15 protein-coding genes are annotated in these 19,106 nt (G+C 41.3%); 11 read left to right on the top strand and 4 right to left on the bottom strand.

Going from position 1 to position 19,106, the window contains the following annotated elements:
- The first annotated feature begins 178 nt into the window (after positions 1 to 178).
- The gene (locus ED557_14450; protein RNC79717.1) at positions 179 to 2,539 is read left to right on the top strand and encodes a S9 family peptidase; all 2,361 of its coding nucleotides are present in this window, start codon (positions 179 to 181) and stop codon (positions 2,537 to 2,539) included.
- A gap of 73 nt (positions 2,540 to 2,612) precedes the next feature.
- On the opposite strand, the gene ED557_14445 is transcribed toward ED557_14450, so the two are convergent.
- From ED557_14445 to ED557_14435, 3 genes are read right to left on the bottom strand one after another with little or no spacing between them, the layout of a single operon-like run.
- The gene (locus ED557_14445) at positions 2,613 to 3,059 is read right to left on the bottom strand and encodes a dUTP diphosphatase (protein RNC79716.1); all 447 of its coding nucleotides are present in this window, start codon (positions 3,057 to 3,059) and stop codon (positions 2,613 to 2,615) included.
- Complete coding sequence (locus ED557_14440) at positions 3,056 to 3,841, bottom strand: DUF3108 domain-containing protein (GenBank protein RNC79715.1); 786 nt, start codon at positions 3,839 to 3,841, stop codon at positions 3,056 to 3,058. The genes ED557_14445 and ED557_14440 overlap by 4 nt, the downstream gene beginning before the upstream one ends.
- A gap of 14 nt (positions 3,842 to 3,855) precedes the next feature.
- Positions 3,856 to 4,218, bottom strand: a complete 363-nt coding sequence (locus ED557_14435; GenBank protein RNC79714.1) for a Spx/MgsR family RNA polymerase-binding regulatory protein — start codon at positions 4,216 to 4,218, stop codon at positions 3,856 to 3,858.
- A gap of 81 nt (positions 4,219 to 4,299) precedes the next feature.
- Between ED557_14435 and ED557_14430 the strand changes: the two genes are divergently transcribed.
- From ED557_14430 to ED557_14385, 10 genes are all read left to right on the top strand, one after another.
- Entirely contained in the window at positions 4,300 to 4,791 is a 492-nt protein-coding gene (locus ED557_14430) for a hypothetical protein (protein ID RNC79713.1), read from the top strand.
- Between the two features lie 37 nt (positions 4,792 to 4,828).
- Positions 4,829 to 5,095: a hypothetical protein gene (locus tag ED557_14425; GenBank protein RNC79712.1), complete on the top strand. Its 267-nt coding sequence runs from the start codon at positions 4,829 to 4,831 to the stop codon at positions 5,093 to 5,095.
- The gene (locus ED557_14420) at positions 5,092 to 5,589 is read left to right on the top strand and encodes an acetyl-CoA carboxylase biotin carboxyl carrier protein subunit (GenBank protein RNC79711.1); all 498 of its coding nucleotides are present in this window, start codon (positions 5,092 to 5,094) and stop codon (positions 5,587 to 5,589) included. Before ED557_14425 ends, ED557_14420 begins: the two co-directional genes overlap by 4 nt.
- Position 5,590: 1 nt before the next feature.
- Positions 5,591 to 6,856, top strand: a complete 1,266-nt coding sequence (gene murA / locus ED557_14415; protein RNC79710.1) for a UDP-N-acetylglucosamine 1-carboxyvinyltransferase — start codon at positions 5,591 to 5,593, stop codon at positions 6,854 to 6,856.
- A gap of 410 nt (positions 6,857 to 7,266) precedes the next feature.
- Entirely contained in the window at positions 7,267 to 9,036 is a 1,770-nt protein-coding gene (locus ED557_14410; GenBank protein RNC79709.1) for an Rne/Rng family ribonuclease, read from the top strand.
- A gap of 58 nt (positions 9,037 to 9,094) precedes the next feature.
- Positions 9,095 to 9,646, top strand: coding sequence for an ATP-dependent protease subunit HslV (gene hslV / locus ED557_14405; protein ID RNC79708.1), 552 nt, complete (start codon positions 9,095 to 9,097; stop codon positions 9,644 to 9,646).
- On the top strand, positions 9,646 to 11,034 hold the full coding sequence (hslU, locus tag ED557_14400; protein ID RNC79707.1) for an ATP-dependent protease ATPase subunit HslU: 1,389 nt from the start codon (positions 9,646 to 9,648) through the stop codon (positions 11,032 to 11,034). The genes hslV and hslU overlap by 1 nt, the downstream gene beginning before the upstream one ends.
- Positions 11,035 to 11,130: 96 nt before the next feature.
- Positions 11,131 to 13,035 (top strand): S41 family peptidase, encoded by a 1,905-nt coding sequence (locus tag ED557_14395; GenBank protein ID RNC79706.1) that lies wholly within the window; start codon positions 11,131 to 11,133, stop codon positions 13,033 to 13,035.
- Positions 13,036 to 13,491: 456 nt separating this feature from the next.
- A complete protein-coding gene (gene ggt / locus ED557_14390; GenBank protein RNC79705.1) occupies positions 13,492 to 15,168 on the top strand; it encodes a gamma-glutamyltransferase in 1,677 nt (558 codons plus the stop codon).
- Between the two features lie 2 nt (positions 15,169 to 15,170).
- Positions 15,171 to 15,590, top strand: coding sequence for a GCN5 family acetyltransferase (locus tag ED557_14385; protein ID RNC79704.1), 420 nt, complete (start codon positions 15,171 to 15,173; stop codon positions 15,588 to 15,590).
- Between the two features lie 71 nt (positions 15,591 to 15,661).
- On the opposite strand, the gene ED557_14380 is transcribed toward ED557_14385, so the two are convergent.
- Positions 15,662 to 18,889: a peptidase S41 gene (locus ED557_14380; protein RNC79754.1), complete on the bottom strand. Its 3,228-nt coding sequence runs from the start codon at positions 18,887 to 18,889 to the stop codon at positions 15,662 to 15,664.
- Positions 18,890 to 19,106: the final 217 nt, after the last annotated feature.

The raw sequence follows: 19,106 nt of genomic DNA, 5'->3' as shown, positions 1-19,106 counted from the left end.
TTTCCAGGCTTTCAATCAAGTATCTTTTAATTCGGGCCAAAGATAATGAAAACCCAAAATAAAGTCCCCGAAAAGAGTGTAAATAAGCCTTAATTCATCCCTCCTGTTTCAAATTCTTACAAATAGTGTGAACACGATTTAGTATCGTCTAAGGCTAACTACACATCAAAAAGCTACTATGAAAATACTCGCATTAACGGTACGGGGTATCTTTGCCCTCTCTCTTATTATTTTATTCTCAACTAGCAGTTCCGCACAAAAAGCCAATTTTGAACAAGCGGAGCGCTTTACTTCCCAAAAAGTTGGGAAATTAATTGGCTCGACTAGTGTATTTCCAAGGTGGATTGAAGACACCAACCAGTTTTGGTATGAATACGAAACCAATGAAGGAACAAACTGGTATTTTGTAGATCCTGAGCGGGCGTCTCAACGACTACTATTCGATCAAGATGAACTAGCGATGCAATTGGCAGAAGCATTTAATCGTCCTTTCAATGCTAAGGATCTTGATTTAAGAGGTTTTGATTATGATGATAACCGAAACAGATTCACCTTTCATGTAGATAGTATTGAATTCATCTACAACCTGAATGGAAATCAGCTGGTAAAAGGTGACTCTCTTGAAAAAGACCCTGATGACAACTGGGCAACCTACTCTCCAGACAGCACCTGGATGGCCTATGCTAAAAACCACAACCTTTTTGTGAAGAAAAAAGGAGATCCGGATTCTCTGGAAATCCAGCTTACTACCGATGGTGAGCGTTGGTACAGCTACCAGGCAAATGATGGTGATACTACTTCGAATAAAAAGCTACGCTCTAGGGCTAACTGGTTTGAGGATTCAAAGAAATTTTATGTTCGCCGGCAGGATAAAAGAAAAGTAGATGAGCTATGGGTAATCAATTCACTTGCTAAGCGACCAAGACTTGAGACCTACAAGTATCCGATGCCAGGTGAGGAAGACTTATATGTAGATGAAGTATTTGTATTTGATCCGGAGGCCCAGACTTCAGTCCGTTTAGATACTGATAAATGGGAAGATCAAGCGTTAGGTGGAGCATACTTTAATGATGGCGGTTTTTATGAAACTTATCGCTCAGATTATCTCTACTTCATTCGACGCGACCGTACCTGGAGCAAGATTGATGTGCTTAAGGCAAATACAACTACAGGAGAAGTTGAAGTTCTTTTCCATGAAGAAAGTAAGCCTTACTTCAATACTCGTTTCGCTCAATTAGCCATCCTCAATTTCGGGGAAGAATTTATTTGGTGGAGTGAGCGTACTGGATGGGGACAATTGTACAGATATGATAGCGAAGGAAACCTTAAGAATCGCGTTACTACTGGTGCTTATGTGGTAGGTGATATTCAGAGAATTGACACTACGGCTCAGACTATATACTTCACTGCTTATGGCAAAGAGGAAGGCAAGCATCCTTATTATCAGCACCTATACTCTGTTCGATTCGATGGTTCTCGAATGAATCATCTTACTCCAGAAGATGCAAATCATAGCGTTATAGCTTCTAATGAAGGCAACTTCTTTGTAGACCGTTATTCTAGAATTGATCACCCCACTACAAACGTAGTTCGAAACGCAGCTGGCGAGGTGATTATTAACCTTCAGCAGGTTGACGTTTCACCGTTAGAAGAGTTAGGGTGGAAAGCGCCGGAAAACTTCATGGTAAAAGCTGCTGATGGCCATACCGATATTTACGGGGTAATGTGGAAGCCATTCGATTTCGATTCAACCAAGCAGTACCCAATTATTTCTTATGTATATCCTGGCCCTCAGGTAGAACCCTTCCCTACTTCTTTTACCTACTTTGGTTCAGCAGGAAGGAATCAGACTTTGGCACAACTTGGATTTGTAGTAGTGGCCTTTGGTCAGCGTGGCGGTAGCCCGATCCGTTCTAAGTACTACCATAACTTCGGATATGGTGATATGCGAGACTACCCATTAGCTGACAACAAGTATGGTATAGAGCAGCTTGCTTCTCGTCATTCCTTTATTGATGCTTCCAGAGTTGGAATCTTTGGACATTCAGGTGGTGGATTCATGTCTACAGCGGCCTTGCTTACTTATCCTGAATTCTATGATGTAGCCGTTTCCAGTGCTGGTAACCACGACAATAATGTATATAACGTTTGGTGGAGTGAAGTACACAACGGGGTTAAAGAAAACAGGAAAACTGTTAAGAAGATGAATGCTGACAGTGTAGAAGTGGAAGAGGAAATCATCACTTTCGACGCCCCTATTGAGACTAATGCTGCACTGGCTGAAAATCTCGAAGGACATCTACTACTAGTTCACGGAGATATGGATAATAATGTGCACCCAGCGGGTACGATCCGACTTGCTGATGCGCTCATAAAAGCTGGTAAGAGATTTGATATGATGATCTTACCTGGTCGTCGCCATGGTTTCGGTCCTTATCAGCCATATTTTAACCGAATGATGTGGTACTATTTCGCTGAGCATTTATTGGACGACTACCGATCCAATATAGACTTCAATATCCCAGAAGACGACGATTAAGAACATTGAACCCCAAACTTTGAACATTGAACTTTCAACGTTTTTAGTTCGATGTTCAAAGTTCAATGTTCATTCACTTCACCCCTGTACTCCCAAAACCACCGGAGCCGCGTTCGGTTTCATCGAGCGAATCTACCTCTTCAACCTGAAGCTGAACTACCGGAGTGATTACCATTTGGGCAATTCGATCTCCGTGATTCACGGTAAAGTCTTCTTGACCATGATTTATAGCTATTACTTTTACCTCTCCCCGGTAATCAGCATCGATAGTACCAGGAGAGTTGAGCATAGTAATTCCATTTCTTATTGCAAGTCCGCTACGTGGGCGTACTTGAGCTTCATACCCTTTTGGCAAGGCCATCTGCAAGCCCGTTGGAATAAGTGTTCGTTCACCTGGCTTTAATGTAATTGGTTCCGAAAGAGCTGCCCTGATGTCCATTCCTGCTGCTGAAGTTGATTCATAACTTGGCAGAGACAAATCTTCTGCATGTGGAAGTTTTTTAAACTTGATTTGGCTCATCGCTCTTCCTTTTCATATTCGATTAGTTTGATGATAGCATTTCCTAGAAACACTTTAACCCTGGCTTCGAGGGGAACCCTTAGATCATCATTTAAAAACCATGCCCTGAAATCACCGCTAAATCCAAAAGGACCTTCCAGGTTTTCCGTTTTCCCCCGAGTCATATAGGCTTCAATTTTACCAAAAGGTCGGTACTTTCTTTTTTCAAGCTCAGGAGAATTTTCAAAATGTATGTACCCTACGCCCTTAGCTATATAAACAGGCATAGAGCTCGGTTCATCTCCTCCGGCAAATAAACGCGAAAAATAAAAAATGATATGGCCTGCTGTAGCAGGTTCAATTAAATCCAACATACCCTCTTCACCATCTTCTTCTTTATAGGCAACAGAATTGGTCTCTCGATCAAATGAGTAAATAATCTCTTTCTCTTTCTCTTCGTCAAGATTGTCCTTCCAATACAGCGAAGTAACCGGGATTCCATCTTCATTCTCATAGAAGAAACTATGATAATGGTCAATTTCAGTTCCCATGAAAGGAATTTTAGAGTTGGATTCCATTTTTGTTATGAGGTGCTGATGTACCCTGCCATTATAAAGGGTATCAGATAACAGGGTTACTTCAACCCATCCGAGTTTGAAAAATCCATACTTAACTTCATACCGAAAGGTCTCTTTTACCGAAACTAGCTTTTCGAAGGTAGGTTGGTCGAAAAAAGCATTTTCCTGAGACTCCGCATATTCCGATACAGAAAGAAAAAGTAAAAGTAGTAGAATTCTCCGCATATCCCTTTTAATGGTTATTCACCCATTAACTCATTTTCCTTCAGGAAATTTTCAAAGGCTTCTTCATCATATCCCACCAATACTGAGTTCTCATGTACAAGTACCGGACGTTTTATCATACTCTGATTTTGTTCCAAAACCTCAAGAAGCTCCTCTTTGGATAAGGTTTTGTCTTTAAGACCTAACTGCCTGTATGTGGTTCCTCTTCTATTTACTAATACATCAATGCCTACTTTAAATTCCAGGTCTTTGAGTTCATCCATACTCAGTGGCTCTTTTTTCACATCGATAAATTCATATGGAATTTCTTTGTTATCCATCCACTTTTTTGTGGCTCTTACTTTATCGCAATTTGGTATCCCTATTATATGCAGCATACGTTTTGGTGAATAGTTTCGTATTTTCTGCAAGATACGGTTTGATCTTACAATTTTGAATTCTACACCGTTATTTGTCTGATGAAATATTTCCTACAATTCGCACTTTTATTCACGCTCTTAATTGGATGCACTAATAATGATGCCCAATCTGATTTCGAACGCCAGGCTTTTGGAGAGCCGAATGGAATTACTCAAACAGATGAGAATGGAAATATCATCGGTGATCCTGATTCTGATGATTGGAGAACTTCCCCTTTTTACGCCGGCCTCGCAGAAATTAATCCGATCTTCCCAAACCCGGTTCTTTATGGCTCCAATGGTGCAACGCTAGATGTTTTCCTAAATGGAACGCCACTTACTTCGGTACTGGAACTGGGATACTTCGATTTTCAAAACCGGTGGACTCAAGTTCAGCGTGTTGATGGGATAACTGATTTCAGTCAAAACCCACTCATCGTCAGCCCTGCTTCCTTTGGCTCCAATGCTTCGCTTGCAAGAGGCACATATAGACTTGTTTTACTAGACGGTAATCAAAGAGTGATTACTTATGGAGATATTGAGATCGAGTAGGTTGTGATAGTTTCCCGGGCGCTCTATCTTCCCTGCCATGCGGAAATTACTACCCTCTGAAAAAGCGATTTTACAACACCTGATTTTTCCGGAACCTTATGAGGTTATTCTGGAGGAAACAGGCCTGCCAGTCGGTGCACTTAGAGACGACCTGATAAATCTGATCAATTACAGATTGGTCGAAGTTGTGAATCATGATTCTGATTCTATAAACGGAACTTCATTTTACGACGCTGACAATCTTCAGGATTTTTCATTCAGAGCTACAAAAACAGGACTCAAACATATTAGGCAAGTGGTATGAAATTTGAAGCTGAAGTAAAGGAAACAACTATTGAGGTTGAGCTGAATGAAGAAGAGTCTTCGTTTATTTCCGGAAAGGCCTCAGAAACTTTTACATTCAAAAAAGACAACGGCAGATTTTTCCTGCGATTGGGAACAAAGCTCTATAAAATTGATAATGTAGATTACAACGGTTCTGAAATTACATTTTCGATCAATGGAGAATGGCATACCGTCACCGTTAAGGATGAACAAGAACTACTGCTCGATAGTCTTGGATTCAAAACGGGTTCGGATGTTGCAGAGGGATCTATAAAAGCTCCAATGCCCGGTAAGATTCTGGATATACTGGTAAGAGTTGGTGACGAAGTTACTAAGGGTCAACCTGTTGCCATTCTGGAAGCCATGAAAATGGAAAATGAACTTAAATCCCCTATTGATGGGAAAGTAATTAGCATTGACGCAGAAACCGGACAATCATTAGAAAAAAACAGCCCCATTCTGGAGATAGAATAACTTGGATAAATTTATTATTGAAGGCGGTACCCCGCTAATAGGTACTATACCCATAAGTGGTTCAAAAAATGCAGCTCTCCCGATTATAGCAGCTGCCCTTCTGGGAGACTCTCAAACTATCATACACAACATCCCCCGACTGCAGGACATTTATACTTTCAACAATGTACTTAGAGTAGTAGGCGCACGAGTCGACTTTAACGATTCTGCGAATACAGTTGCTATCGATCCCGGAAATGTATCCTACCTTGAGGCACCTTATGATTTGGTTCGAAAAATGCGAGCTTCCTTTTATATGCTCGGAGCTTTAGTCGGCAAACATGGGTATGCTAAAGTATCTCTTCCGGGAGGATGCGCATGGGGTCCTCGTCCGGTTGATCTTCATATGAAAGGAATGGAAGCAATGGGGGTAGAAATCACCCTGGACAAAGGTTATGTAATTGCTCGGGCTGATGACACCCTGGAAGGTGAAAGTTTTACTTTGAATCCGAGCAGTGTAGGAGCTACGGTAAATTTATTACTCGCATCTGTACTTCGGTCAAGAAAATTTACCATTAAGAATGCTGCTAAAGAGCCTGACGTGGTACAGCTTTGTGAAGTTCTTACCAAAATGGGAGCAAACATCGAGGGCATTGGTACAGATACTCTCACCATTAGAAAAGTTGATTCTTTGCAAGGAGTCGAAATAAGTAATGACCCTGATCGAATCGAGCTTGGAACCTTTATGATTGCAGGGGCTATGATCCCTGGTTCTGAGCTGACCCTTACTGGCTGTAATCCTGATCATCTGGGGAACTTCCCTGAACTACTCAGTAATACAGGGACTGAAGTTCAATTAAATGGTTCTGTAATTTCGATAAAAGCCCCGGAGGTTCTAAAGCCTGTTTCAATTGAAACTGAAATTTACCCTGGCTTCCCAACCGATCTCCAGGCACAGTGGGCTACTATGTTAACCCAGGCTCACGGAGATTCGTCAGTAACTGATACAGTTTACTTCGACCGATTTAGTTATGTGCCGGAATTAGTTCGTCTTGGAGCCGACATGCACAATGAAAAAAATACGGTACATATTAGTGGTAAAACTCCCCTAACCGGAGCATCAGTAATGAGTACAGACTTAAGGGCTAGTGTAAGCCTGGTACTTGCAGGTATGGTCGCAGAAAATACAACTGAGGTGCTTCGTATTTATCACCTGGATAGAGGTTATGAATCGCTTGAAAACAAGCTAAATCCTGTTGGCGCAAAGCTATCAAGAGTTGAAGCGTAAAATTTAAGAAAGCCCTTACATAAGTGGATTTCAGCCGTTATATTCTTTCTGATAAATCGACAGTACATTTTTAGAAAGAACTTTTACTTTTTTGCAATACGAATTGTATTCATATAACCAGAAAAATACGGCGGCCTTCATAAAATCAAGAATACAAGGCCTCTATCTCGATTTATTATGCTTCTGGTCAATATTGATCGCACTAACCACCCAGAAGCAATATTCGAAATCCAAATACGAAGATTTCGATCCTTCAAAAACAAATTTAACAAGTAATTATACCCCAGCCCATCTATCAGTAAGTTCTACTGCTGCGAGGAGTTCGGACCTTATTTTATCACAGACTATTAAAAAGATTCGCAGATGGATGACTTGTAGGGATAACGGGCCGCAGGGAAAAAAGAAATTCAATGAAGAATCAAATTATCATTCATTCTTCGGGCGACCAGGCCCGAATTGCTCTCATCGAGAATGGAGAGCTCGCACAATTATTCATCGAGTCGGAAGAGAACCAGCGTACTGTTGGTAATATTTATGTAGCACGTGTGCACAAAGTGATGAGCGGTATTAGAGCCGCCTTCATCGATATGGGAACGCCAAAAGATGCTTTTCTCCACTTTTCGGATGCAGGAGATCATCTGGATGACTATGTGGCTAAACTTAATGGCCCCAATGCCATCCCCAATGATGCCAAGAAGGACATTAAGAACAAAGAGAATCTATCTAATGTGCAAAAGCAGATGCTTGCCGGTAAAGTTCTTAAAAGCGGGCAGAAACTGCTTGTTCAAATCGTAAAAGAACCTATTGGATCTAAAGGCCCACGGGTTTCTACCGATATTACCATTGCAGGGCGATTCCTTGTATTGATTCCTATGGGAGACTATATCGCCGTATCTAAAAAAGTCAACAATTTCAGAGAGCGGAAACGTCTAAAGAATATCCTTAACGGAATGGTTCCGGACGGATTTGGAGTAATAGTAAGAACTGTTGCTCAAGGTCAATCCGATGAAGCTATCGAAGAGGATCTTCGAAATGTGCTAAAGAAATGGGAACGAGTAGTTGATAACCTGGAAAATGCAAAACCCCCTTCCCTACTATATAAAGATCTGGATATGACAGAAAGCCTGATCCGCGATCTGTTTGCCAAAACCTATGACAGGGTTCTTATTGATGACCCTAAAATGTATCGGCAGATAAAATCTTATGTAGGTCAGATTGCGCCTCAGATGGTTCCTAATGTTGAGCTATATAAGAAGAAGGAACACATCTTCGATTTCATGAAGATATCTGAGGATGTCAACTCCATATTCAGTCCAAGAGTGCGTTTAAAGATGGGCGGCTATCTCATTTTTGAGCAAACTGAAGCTATGTATGTTGTGGATGTTAACTCTGGCCCCTATGCCGCGAAAGAGAAGCAGGAAGATAATTCTCTAAAAACCAACCTTGAGGCTTCCCGGGAAATTGCTAAACAACTACGGTTGAGGGACATCGGCGGGATTATCGTTGTCGATTTTATTGATTTAAGAGACGAAAAGAACCGAAAGAAAATTTATGACGAACTCAAAAAAGAGTTTCGAAAAGACCCAGCCAAAACCAATATCATTGGGATGAGTGATTTTGGACTTGTTCAGATAACGCGTCAACGCATCAGGCCAAGCGTAGTTAATTCTGTATCCAAAGTGTGCCCAATGTGTGGTGGTTCAGGTAATGTGGTAAGCCAGGATACCATTGTAACAGATATTGAAAGCTGGATCAATAAATTCAAGCACAATACCGGATATCGTGCCATCGATCTCTACGTTAACCCGTATCTAAAATCTTACCTTACCAAAGGAATGTTTAGTAAACGGTGGAAGTGGATTTCTAAATATCACCTCAAGATTACAATCATTAGTGACGAGAATACCTCTTTAAATGAATTTCATGTCACATTAGCTGGTTCTGATATTGATATTACAGATGTAGTTATTAGAGGTGAATCTCTAGAAGATTTATTAAATCGCCAGGAGTTGGAGGAATTGAATAGCGGTCAGCATAATAGAGATAACCTTGATATCTCAAAAAAAGAGAAACGACCTCCACGAAATAACGGAAGATCAAATAACCGGCAGAATAACAGATCGTCAGGAAATTCTGCCAATTCGAAAGGAAAGCCACGCCCTCAGCACCAGAATAAATAAATATTGAGCGTGGCTCGGTTATTGCGTTTAGTTGATCAGATTTAAACAAATTGTGACTATGAGTTCATTTAAACTACATGCTACTACAGTAGTGGGCATCATCCATAATGGAGAAGCAGCTATTGGAAGCGATGGGCAGGCGACCATGCAAACCACCGTCATGAAATCCACTGTCAAAAAAGTTAGAAAACTGGCGGATGGTAAAATACTTGCCGGATTTGCAGGTTCAACCGCTGATGCCTTTACCCTGTTCGAACGCTATGAATCAAAGCTTGATGAGTACAATGGAAGCATGCAACGTGCTGCTGTTGAACTTGCCAAAGATTGGCGGAAAGATAAATTCCTTCAGAAACTTGAAGCACTTCTAATTGTGATGGATGCAGAACATGCGTTAGTAATTTCAGGACAGGGAGACGTTATTGAGCCGGACGATAACATCGTGACTATTGGAAGTGGAGGTAGTTACGCATTGGCTGCCGCACGTGCTATGGTTAAACACTCCCCCAATATGACAGCGAAAGATATTGTTGAGGAAGCCCTAAGAATTGCGGCTGATATTGATATCTACACGAACCACAACCGGACGATTTTAGAAATAGAGGGTAAGTAATGATTGAAGAAAAGAATTTAACCCCCCAGCAAATAGTAAGAGAGCTGGATAAATATATAGTAGGACAAAAAGAAGCCAAGCGATCGGTAGCCATTGCCCTTCGAAACCGATGGAGAAGACTAAACTCTGATGAAGAAATTAAGGAAGAAATTGTTCCTAATAACATTTTGATGATTGGGCCTACCGGTGTTGGTAAAACGGAAATAGCCCGAAGATTAGCTAAGCTCGCTATGGCTCCATTTGTTAAAGTGGAAGCATCCAAATTTACGGAAGTTGGATATGTGGGACGTGATGTTGAATCCATGATTAGAGACCTCACTGATCTTGCTGTGAATATGGTTAAGGAGGAAATGCAAGAACGAGTGAAGGGCAAAGCAGAAGAACAAGCCGAAGAACGCATTCTTGATATCCTCATCCCCCCTGTTAAGAAAACTGGTGTTGGCTTTAATAGTGATTCTAATTTTGATGCGGAAAAAGCTTCTGATGCGGAACTAAATGAGCGTACCCGAGAGCGTTTCAGAGAAAAACTTAAAAATGGTGAGCTGGATGAGCGTAAAATTGAAATCGAAGTAAAAAGCTCGAAAAACCCAATGATGCAGGTCTTTGGCCCAGGCGGGATGGAAGAAATGGGGGTAAACCTCCAGGATATGCTCGGTAATATGGGAAAAAGCAAAAAAGCCAAGCGTAAGCTCGAAATCAAAGAAGCGCGTAAAATCCTTATTGAGGAAGAAGCGGAAAAACTGATTGACCATGAATCAGCAGTTCAGGAAGCCCTTGTTAGAGTTCAAAAGCAAGGTATTGTCTTTATTGATGAGATCGACAAAATAGCTGATTCTTCATCTGGAGGAGGTAAAAGCGGACCTGATATAAGTCGTCAGGGAGTTCAAAGAGATCTTCTGCCAATAGTGGAGGGAAGCACAGTAAATACCAAACATGGAATCGTAAAAACTGACCATATCCTCTTTATTGGCTCAGGTGCTTTTCATGTTTCCAAACCATCGGATTTAATCCCAGAGCTACAAGGGCGTTTCCCAATCAGGGTAGAATTGAATTCGCTTACTGAAGAAGACTTTGTAGATATACTTAGTAAGCCAAAGAACGCTCTTACAAAGCAATATCAGGCCATGCTAGCTACCGAAGGTGTTAGCATTACATTCACTGATACAGCCATTAAAGAATTAGCAAGAATAGCAGCATTGGTTAATAGCCAGGTAGAGAATATTGGAGCAAGAAGACTTCACACTATCATGTCTTCACTTTTTGATGAGCTCTTATTTGCTGTGCCCGATGACATTAACTCAGGGGAAATAACGATTGATCCTAACTATGTAGAAAAGCAATTGGATGGACTTGTTAAGGACAAAGATTTGAGTCATTACATCCTTTAACATTGGTTCATACGTATTTATTCATTACACTCGTTAAGATGAAACTTATCCCTGAATTAGTGGTTATCAGTATTGAATATTAGCCTTATGAAGTTTATGACATTGAAGAGATTTCTGGTTCCAAACCTGTTTATAGTACTCATCCTCGCTACCTTAAATTTTGCCGGAGTTGATGAAGTCATCAAAACAAATGATGACGACAAAACCAACCTAACAAAATACGTCCAGGCTCAACGTGCCATACTTCAAAATTACTTTGGCTATGCTGATATAGATATCATGTACAAAACCGGTATTAAGTATATGGTAAAAAGTATCGAAGATTCTACCATTACTATTTCAGGAACACCAATCGATACCACCTTTCCCGGAATTCAAGTATCAAATCTCAGGGAGTCTTATCTCAAGTTCGAAGAGGCATATTTATATGTAGCCAATAATGGACAGGACGAGGATATGAAATTCTTAACTGAGCAGGCTATTCGGGGTATGTTTTCAACCCTTGATCCACATTCCGTATTTATTGAAGCAACGGATAGTGAAGAAGACCAGGAAAATTTTGCTGGTAAATTTCAAGGAATCGGGGTTCAGTTCAATGTCTTGAATGATACCATTACCGTAGTAACAGCAATTGCAGGTGGCCCTAGTGATCAACTGGGAATTCAATCCGGCGACCGTATTGTTCAAATCGATGATACCTCGGCTGTCGGCTTTAACAATGAAGACGTAGTTAAGCATTTACGCGGAGAAAAAGGCTCTAAAGTCCGGGTAGGAATCATTCGCCCGGGAGTATCTGAAATGCTCTATTTCACCATAACACGTGATGATATTCCCCTCTATACTGTTGATACCTCTTACATGCTTGATGATCAAACGGGATATATCAAAATAAATCGTTTTGCAGCTACCACCCATGATGAGTTTATGCAAGCTATGGATCAGCTAAAAGATGAAGGCATGGATCGACTGGTACTGGATTTAAGAGGCAATCCTGGTGGGTATCTTGGACAGGCCGTAGCAATAGCCGAAGAGTTCTTCCCTAGAGGTACGCAGCTTGTAGCAACTCAAAGCCGTCACAATCGATTTAATCAGGAATATTTTTCTCGAAAAGATGGGGTATTCAAGGATAAGCCCATTATTGTGTTAGTGGATGAAGGCGCTGCCTCAGCCAGCGAAATTGTATCTGGTGCTTTGCAGGATCATGACAGAGCGTTAGTTGTTGGGCGGCGAACTTTTGGAAAAGGATTGGTTCAACAGCAATATGAATTAGCCGACCAAAGCTATGTACGAGTAACTATTTCAAGATACTCTACCCCATCAGGCAGGGTAATTCAAAAAGAATTTACTGAAGGTGGCGGCGAAGAATACGCTTATGAGATTTACAATCGAAGCGACAACGCTATGAACGACGCAATTGAATTTGTAGATGAAGTTCCTGACACTCTTCAGTATAAAACCGATGCAGGCCGTACAGTGTATGGTGGCGGAGGTATTGTACCTGATTATATCATCCAGGCTGATACCACTCGATCCGGATATATGATCAATTTCTCACTCAGAAAAAGGGCGTCATTTGAATTTATCAGAAGCTATCTCGATAGCTATGGAGACAAATTCAGAGCGGAATGGGAATCCGATTTTGAACGATTCCGAACAGAATTTACCTGGCCGGAAGAAGACCTTGCCAGATTTAAAGCCTCTCTTGAAGAAAAAGGTATGGTTATCACCGATGAAGTTTCCAGTCCTGAATTCAAAAGAGATTCTCTTTTTGTTCCTCCTGGTTACTTCGAAGAAGTGGCATGGATGGCTGAAGGCAGGATGAAAGCAGAGTTAGCACGTCAGGTTTGGGGACTCCCCTACTTCTACCCTATTGTAAACGATGTATTTGATACTACCCTTGAAGAAGCCATGGGACTTTGGGATGCCTATTCAAAACTCGAAGCATTGGCAAAAGGAAAAGCTTCTCTAGATGATTTCTCTGATATCAAATCGGATGGGTAAAGTATTAGGCCCCTGAGACTGTAAAACCTTTTTGGGTTAATCCTTAACGTTTGGTTATCCGTTAATAGTTATTCGTTATTGGAAAGATGACTTGCCAATAACGAATAACTATTAACGAACGGAGTGAAGCTATCTCAGAATTATTACAAGTTACCCTTAGACCGCTTCGTACCTCGCGGATGGTTGATTAGCTCAAAATGAAAATTTAAAGGCAATTACTTAAATCATTTGCCAAGTAAAACCCACCCCTGTATCCCCTCCCAAGAGGGGAACTTTTTTAACTTTATTTAGAAATTGAACAACGAGCCTCCCCTCCACCGGAGGGGATTGAGCCCGCCTTCTATAGTATATTTACGGCGGACAGGAGGTAGGTTCAAAGAAACTATTATTTATTTCACCCGGAAATCTTCGTTTATTGTTGCCAGTCAAAAACTTAGTAATGGTCATCTAATTTATATGAAAAAGCTTTTGCTTGTTGCACTTTTAGCACTATTCACTTCTTCCATAAACGCTCAAGTTTATTATCAAAATGGAATGGTTGCTTCCGATAATATGATAGCCTCTGAAGTTGGGTCTGAAATTCTTCAACAAGGTGGAAATGCAATAGATGCTAGTATTGCCACAGCTTTTGCCCTCGCTGTAGTACATCCTCAAGCAGGAAATATCGGTGGAGGTGGTTTTTTGGTTTATATGGATAGTGAAGGGGAGTCCACGACCTTCGATTTTCGTGAGAAAGCTCCGCTTGCAGCAACTAAAACGATGTACCTGGATGAAGATGGAAACTATATCTCAAGAAGTAATAATACTGGTTTTCTATCAGTGGGAGTACCAGGTACAGTAGCTGGTTTATGGGATGCTCATCAAAAATATGGGAGTTTGCCCTGGGCAGATTTGCTTCAACCAGCAATAGAATTAGCAGAAGACGGATTCCCTTTGAGTTTCACCCTCGCACAACATGCGAAGAATTTTTCAGAGAATTCTACTGATAACGAGTTCATCCGGAATTTTTTAACCAATGGGACTGGTGTCCCACTAAAAATGGGCGAAATCTGGAAACAACCTGAACTCGCTTATGTGCTAAAGAAAATTAGAGATGAAGGTCAGGATGGTTTTTACAAAGGTGAAGTTGCAGAAAAACTAGCAAGCTACATGGCTGAGAATGGTGGAATTATTACCATGGAGGATTTGGCTAAATACAACTCTGTGGAGAGAGCACCGGTAACAGGTACATATAAAGAGTACGACATCATTTCAATGGGGCCGCCTAGTTCCGGGGGAGCGACGCTAATTCAAATGATGAATATGATGGAACTGGTCGACTTTGAAGAAATGCCTTTCAATTCCACCAAATACGTTCACTTTATGGCCGAATCAATGCGTCGTGGTTATGCTGATCGTGCTGAATATTTAGGTGATCCAGATTTCAATCCTGAAATGCCTGTAGACCGGTTAACCTCCAAAGAACATGCACAACAACGCTTCTCAAATATCGATTGGGAACAAGCTTCTGTGAGCGATTCCTCTAAGTTTGGACAATTGTATGATGGGCAAAGTACAACCCACTTTTCTGTAATCGATAAGGATGGAAATGCAGTTTCTCTTACGTACACACTTGAGTTCTCATATGGCTCTCGCTTAGGTTCTCCTGAACTTGGTTTTATCCTGAATAATGAAATGGGAGACTTCAATGCCATTCCGGGAGAAACTAATCGCTCGGGTCGGATTGGAACACTTCCAAATCAAATCGAACCGGAAAAACGTATGCTTTCGAGTATGAGTCCAACCATTATTGCTAAGGACGGAAAGCCTTATTTCGTAATTGGAACTCCCGGTGGACGAACCATCATCAATACTACATTCCAGACCGTTCTAAAAGTTATCGAATTTGACATGCGCGTTGACCATGCCATTGAGTCCATGAAAGTTCACCACCAATGGTTACCTGATCGAATTCTTTATGAACCGAATACACTTTCACCTGACACAAAAGCCGCTCTTGAAGCTATGGGACACACCCTGGTTCCAAGAAGCAGTCTCGGACGAATGATGGGAATTATTTGGGATCAGGAAAATGGTGTCTTTATTGGCGCTTCTGATAGTTCAAGCCCTGATGGGGGAGTAGCTGGATTCTAAAAATGAAATACCCTGAAGTCAAAAATAGTAGCGAAGTGGGAAATTATCCTGCAAAAGTATTTGCGGGTGGTGGATTTGTTTGGGATGAAGTTTTAGAGTATCGAGTTTGGTGCCACCCAGAGCAAGGTGCTCAAAATAAGTTTGAAGGAGACGACTACTTTTACGCCTTTGATAATTTTGAGGATGCCTTAGAATTTTCTAAATCAACTAAAGGAACAGTTGAACCAATAGCCTTAATTCTGCAAAGAGAATACATAGATGAACCTGAAAGTGGGGAGTATATTCATATTAAGAAAGAGCGAATAACCGAATGGCCTGTTGAGTTCTTGTCTCGACCGAGAAGAACCGATTCAACAATTCCTGACTTTCTATCACCGACCGCTCCAGAAAACAGACTTGATATTTTAAGAGGAAACGTGTGAAAAGAAAAGAACCGACCTCAGAATGACTATGAGTAATTGAGTGGGCATGCAATTACTCATAGCCTAAACAGTTAATCCTCAACCTCCCCCATCAGCTCTTCAATAGCTCTTTCGAGCTGTTGATCTCTTCCGAAATCGATAACACCAGGCATATTCTTAATCTGGATATCTGGTTTGGTTTCCAGGTTTTCCATCCAGCGACCAGCTTTATCTTTGGCGCTTACAGGAACAACTCCCCATACACCACCATTTGGCAATCGCTCCCATCCTGCAAAGCTACAGGTTCCTGGAACGGGCATCCCCAGGGTAGTACCTATTTCAAGATCAACATAACCCTGAGCATAGCAGTGTCCGTCTGAGTAATTACTTTCATTGAACATAGTCAGAGTTGGCTTAGTCCAGCGGGAAGTTGGTTCCCCTCCTACCACTTTATCAGCCGTAGCATAGGTAATAAATCGCTCTCCGGTAAAAAACATAGCCAAATCAGCTACAAGATCTCCTCCTCCATTAAAACGAGTGTCAACAATGATCGCTTCAGCATCAAGGTATTTGCCCATTATATCCTCAAAAATATCTCGATAAGGACCATCACTCATTCCCGGGATATGAACATAGCCCAGCTTTCCATCACTCTTTTCTTTCACCTCTTCTGCATTCTTTTTAACGAAGCGATTATAAAGCAATCCATTTTCTGTTCCCAACGAAACAGGCTTCATGGTGATAGTAACGGGGTTTCTGCCTCGCTCATCGGTTAGTTCAAGGAGTGTGAACTTTCCGGCTTTCCTGTTCAGGTATTTAGCTACATCCTCATCAGCCGAAACTACTTCTCCGTCAATTTTTTGGATAATCATACCTGGCTTAACATCGAACTTGGCTTTATCCAGTGGGCCGCCTTCAATTACTTCTACAATCTTGATACCATCATCGGTGTGCTCATAATCCATAAAAATACCTAATGAAGCTGTTGCATCTCCATTATCGATATTATCACCGAACCGACCTCCGGCATGAGACACATTCAATTCACCTAGTATTTCACTTAAGAGCTCAGCAAACTCATAGCCATTACCTGTATGAGCGACTTTTGGCTTGTACTCATCAACAAGCATATCCCAATCGTTACCATGGAAGCTAGGCTCATAAAAGATTTTACTGGTTCGAAGGGCAACATGATCGAACATGACTTCTCGCTCGGCTTCTGAATCAAAATTCATCTCCGCACTGATGCTAATCGATTTTTGAGAACCAGCACCCGGATCAATCTTCGAAATTCTTCCACTGCTTAACAGATAAAGGTTCTCCATTTTGTCGTCCCACATTAGACTGGCACCGCCAGCATTTAATCTAAGCACCTGCTTGGTCTCCCGGGTTCTCAGATTTGTTTCCCACAGGTTTAAACCTCGTTCAAAACGTGCCAGGTAGTACAGTTTGCTAGCATCTTTTGAGAGAACAGCATCACCTAAACTGGAAGAATGAATAGTAAGTCTGGCCGTACGATCTTCCATCCCATTCCAGTCAAAGTTCAAACTTTTATCCTCTTCTTTTTCTTCGTCTTCTTTTTTCTCATCCTCGTCTTCCTTCTTCTTTTCTTTAGCAGCCTTCTCAAGTTCTTCCATTAACTTGAAGTCTTCTTCACTGAGGTTGTACTTATCCCAACCTTCCTGGGTAAAAAACATGGTATATACATCATATTGAGAACGACCGCTGGTAGCGTAACTCTTCAATCCATGGCGATTACTAAACCAAAGCAACTGCTTCCCTTCATTCACCCAACTTGGACTAGTATCGTAATATCCGCTCGGAACCAAGGTTTTCATTTCTTCCTCTCCTGATGCATCTAAAAGTACGATATCGGCATTATTGAGGAGTTTATCGTAGCGCATCAATAACCATTTACTATCCGGGCTCCAGCTGAAGTCCTTATCTCCATCTCGCATATGGTATAAATCTTCAGGAGTAAGCAGGGTAACCGTTCGCTTCGATTCAAGATCCATCACCTTCAGCGTTCTACGATCCTCAATATAGGCTATCTTCTTACCGTCAGGAGAAATCTTTGGTAGGTAGTTGTCTACATTTGTCTCGATGAGTGCTTCTTCTTCAAGCAGTGTGGAAGCATAGAAGAAAGGCTCTTCTTCCCTTACCTTTTTTGTTTGGTAGATACTCCATTTTTTATCTCTTTCACTAGCATAAACAACAGATTCACCATCAGGAGTAAAAGAAACAAAGCGCTCCGTTTCAGGAGTTTTCGTTATTCTTTTGGTGAGTGAACCATCTACCGTGGTTACAAATACTTCTCCGCGAGCAATAAAGGCAATCTCCTTGCCATCAGGAGAAATAGCCATTTCAGAAACTCCTCCATTCACATTTAGAATTTCATCGCTATTCGCAATATCCTGGGTACGGATTGAGATATTCACCTTTCTTGGGTCACTTCCCTCCTGCATCGTGTACACTTCTCCGTGATAGCCAAAAGCCAATCTCCCATTTCCGATACTTAAAAACCTAACCGGGTGGGTATCAAACTCAGTCAATTGAGTATTTGTAGAAGGATTAGATAAGCTCAGTTTGTGAATATTGAATGAGCCACCTTCTTCACTCAAATAATAGATATTCTGCTCAGTATCATCATAAACCGGGTTGCGATCTTCTCCATAAAATTCGGTGATTTTAGTGTGCTCACCTGATCTTGTGTCATAGCTCCAGATATCCCGGGCTATGGCTGATTGATGGTGTTTTCTCCATGGGTCTTCATACCCTTTGTTATCATGGTAAATTAGCTGAGTACCATCACTGTTCATCTGAACATATTCAGCAGGAACGGTAAATACCTGATCTACTCTTCCCCCACCTACCGGCACTGAATAAAGTTCTGCCTGTCTGCTTGTTGGATATTGGCGATGAGTTGCCAAGTCCTGGCGTTGGGCCTTGAATAGAACTGAATTATTATCTGATGAAAAGGTATAAGGTTCTTCATCATTTGAATGGAACGTCAAGCGGGTAGCTGCACCACCTAATGCGTCCATTACATAAATATCAAAATTTCCATATCGATCAGAAGCAAAAGCGATATGTCTGCCATCATTACTCCAAACGGGCATGTAATCGTGTGCTTTATGAAAGGTAATCCTGGAAGCCTGGCCACCTGAAGTCGGTACTGTGTACAAGTCTCCTTTATAGGTAAAGGCGATGGTTGATCCATCCGGAGAAATAGAAGGATATCTTACCCATTCCGGAGTAACTTGGGCAAAGGTAATAGTCACCAAAAAAAGCGAGAAACAGAGTGAAAGAAATGATCGCATGTAAATAATCCCTTTAATTTTGAATTTCATGAAAGTATAGAAAACGTGCCGCCGATTTTGTAAATAGTTTTACTTAAAGCGTATAAAAAAGCTAACCTGAGTTGAACATTGAACAAGGAACTTCGAGGTTCAGTGTTCAATGTTCTTTATTCAAGAAGCCTCTTAGGGGTAATTATTAGCAAGCGTGTACTAATATTAGACAGTCAACAATATTCTT

The sequence above is a fragment of the Balneola sp. genome, from assembly GCA_003712055.1.
Taxonomy (GTDB): Bacteria; Bacteroidota; Rhodothermia; order Balneolales; family Balneolaceae; genus RHLJ01.
The sequence above is the reverse complement of the archived record's forward strand: the minus strand, read 5'-3'. Positions and strand labels throughout refer to the sequence as shown.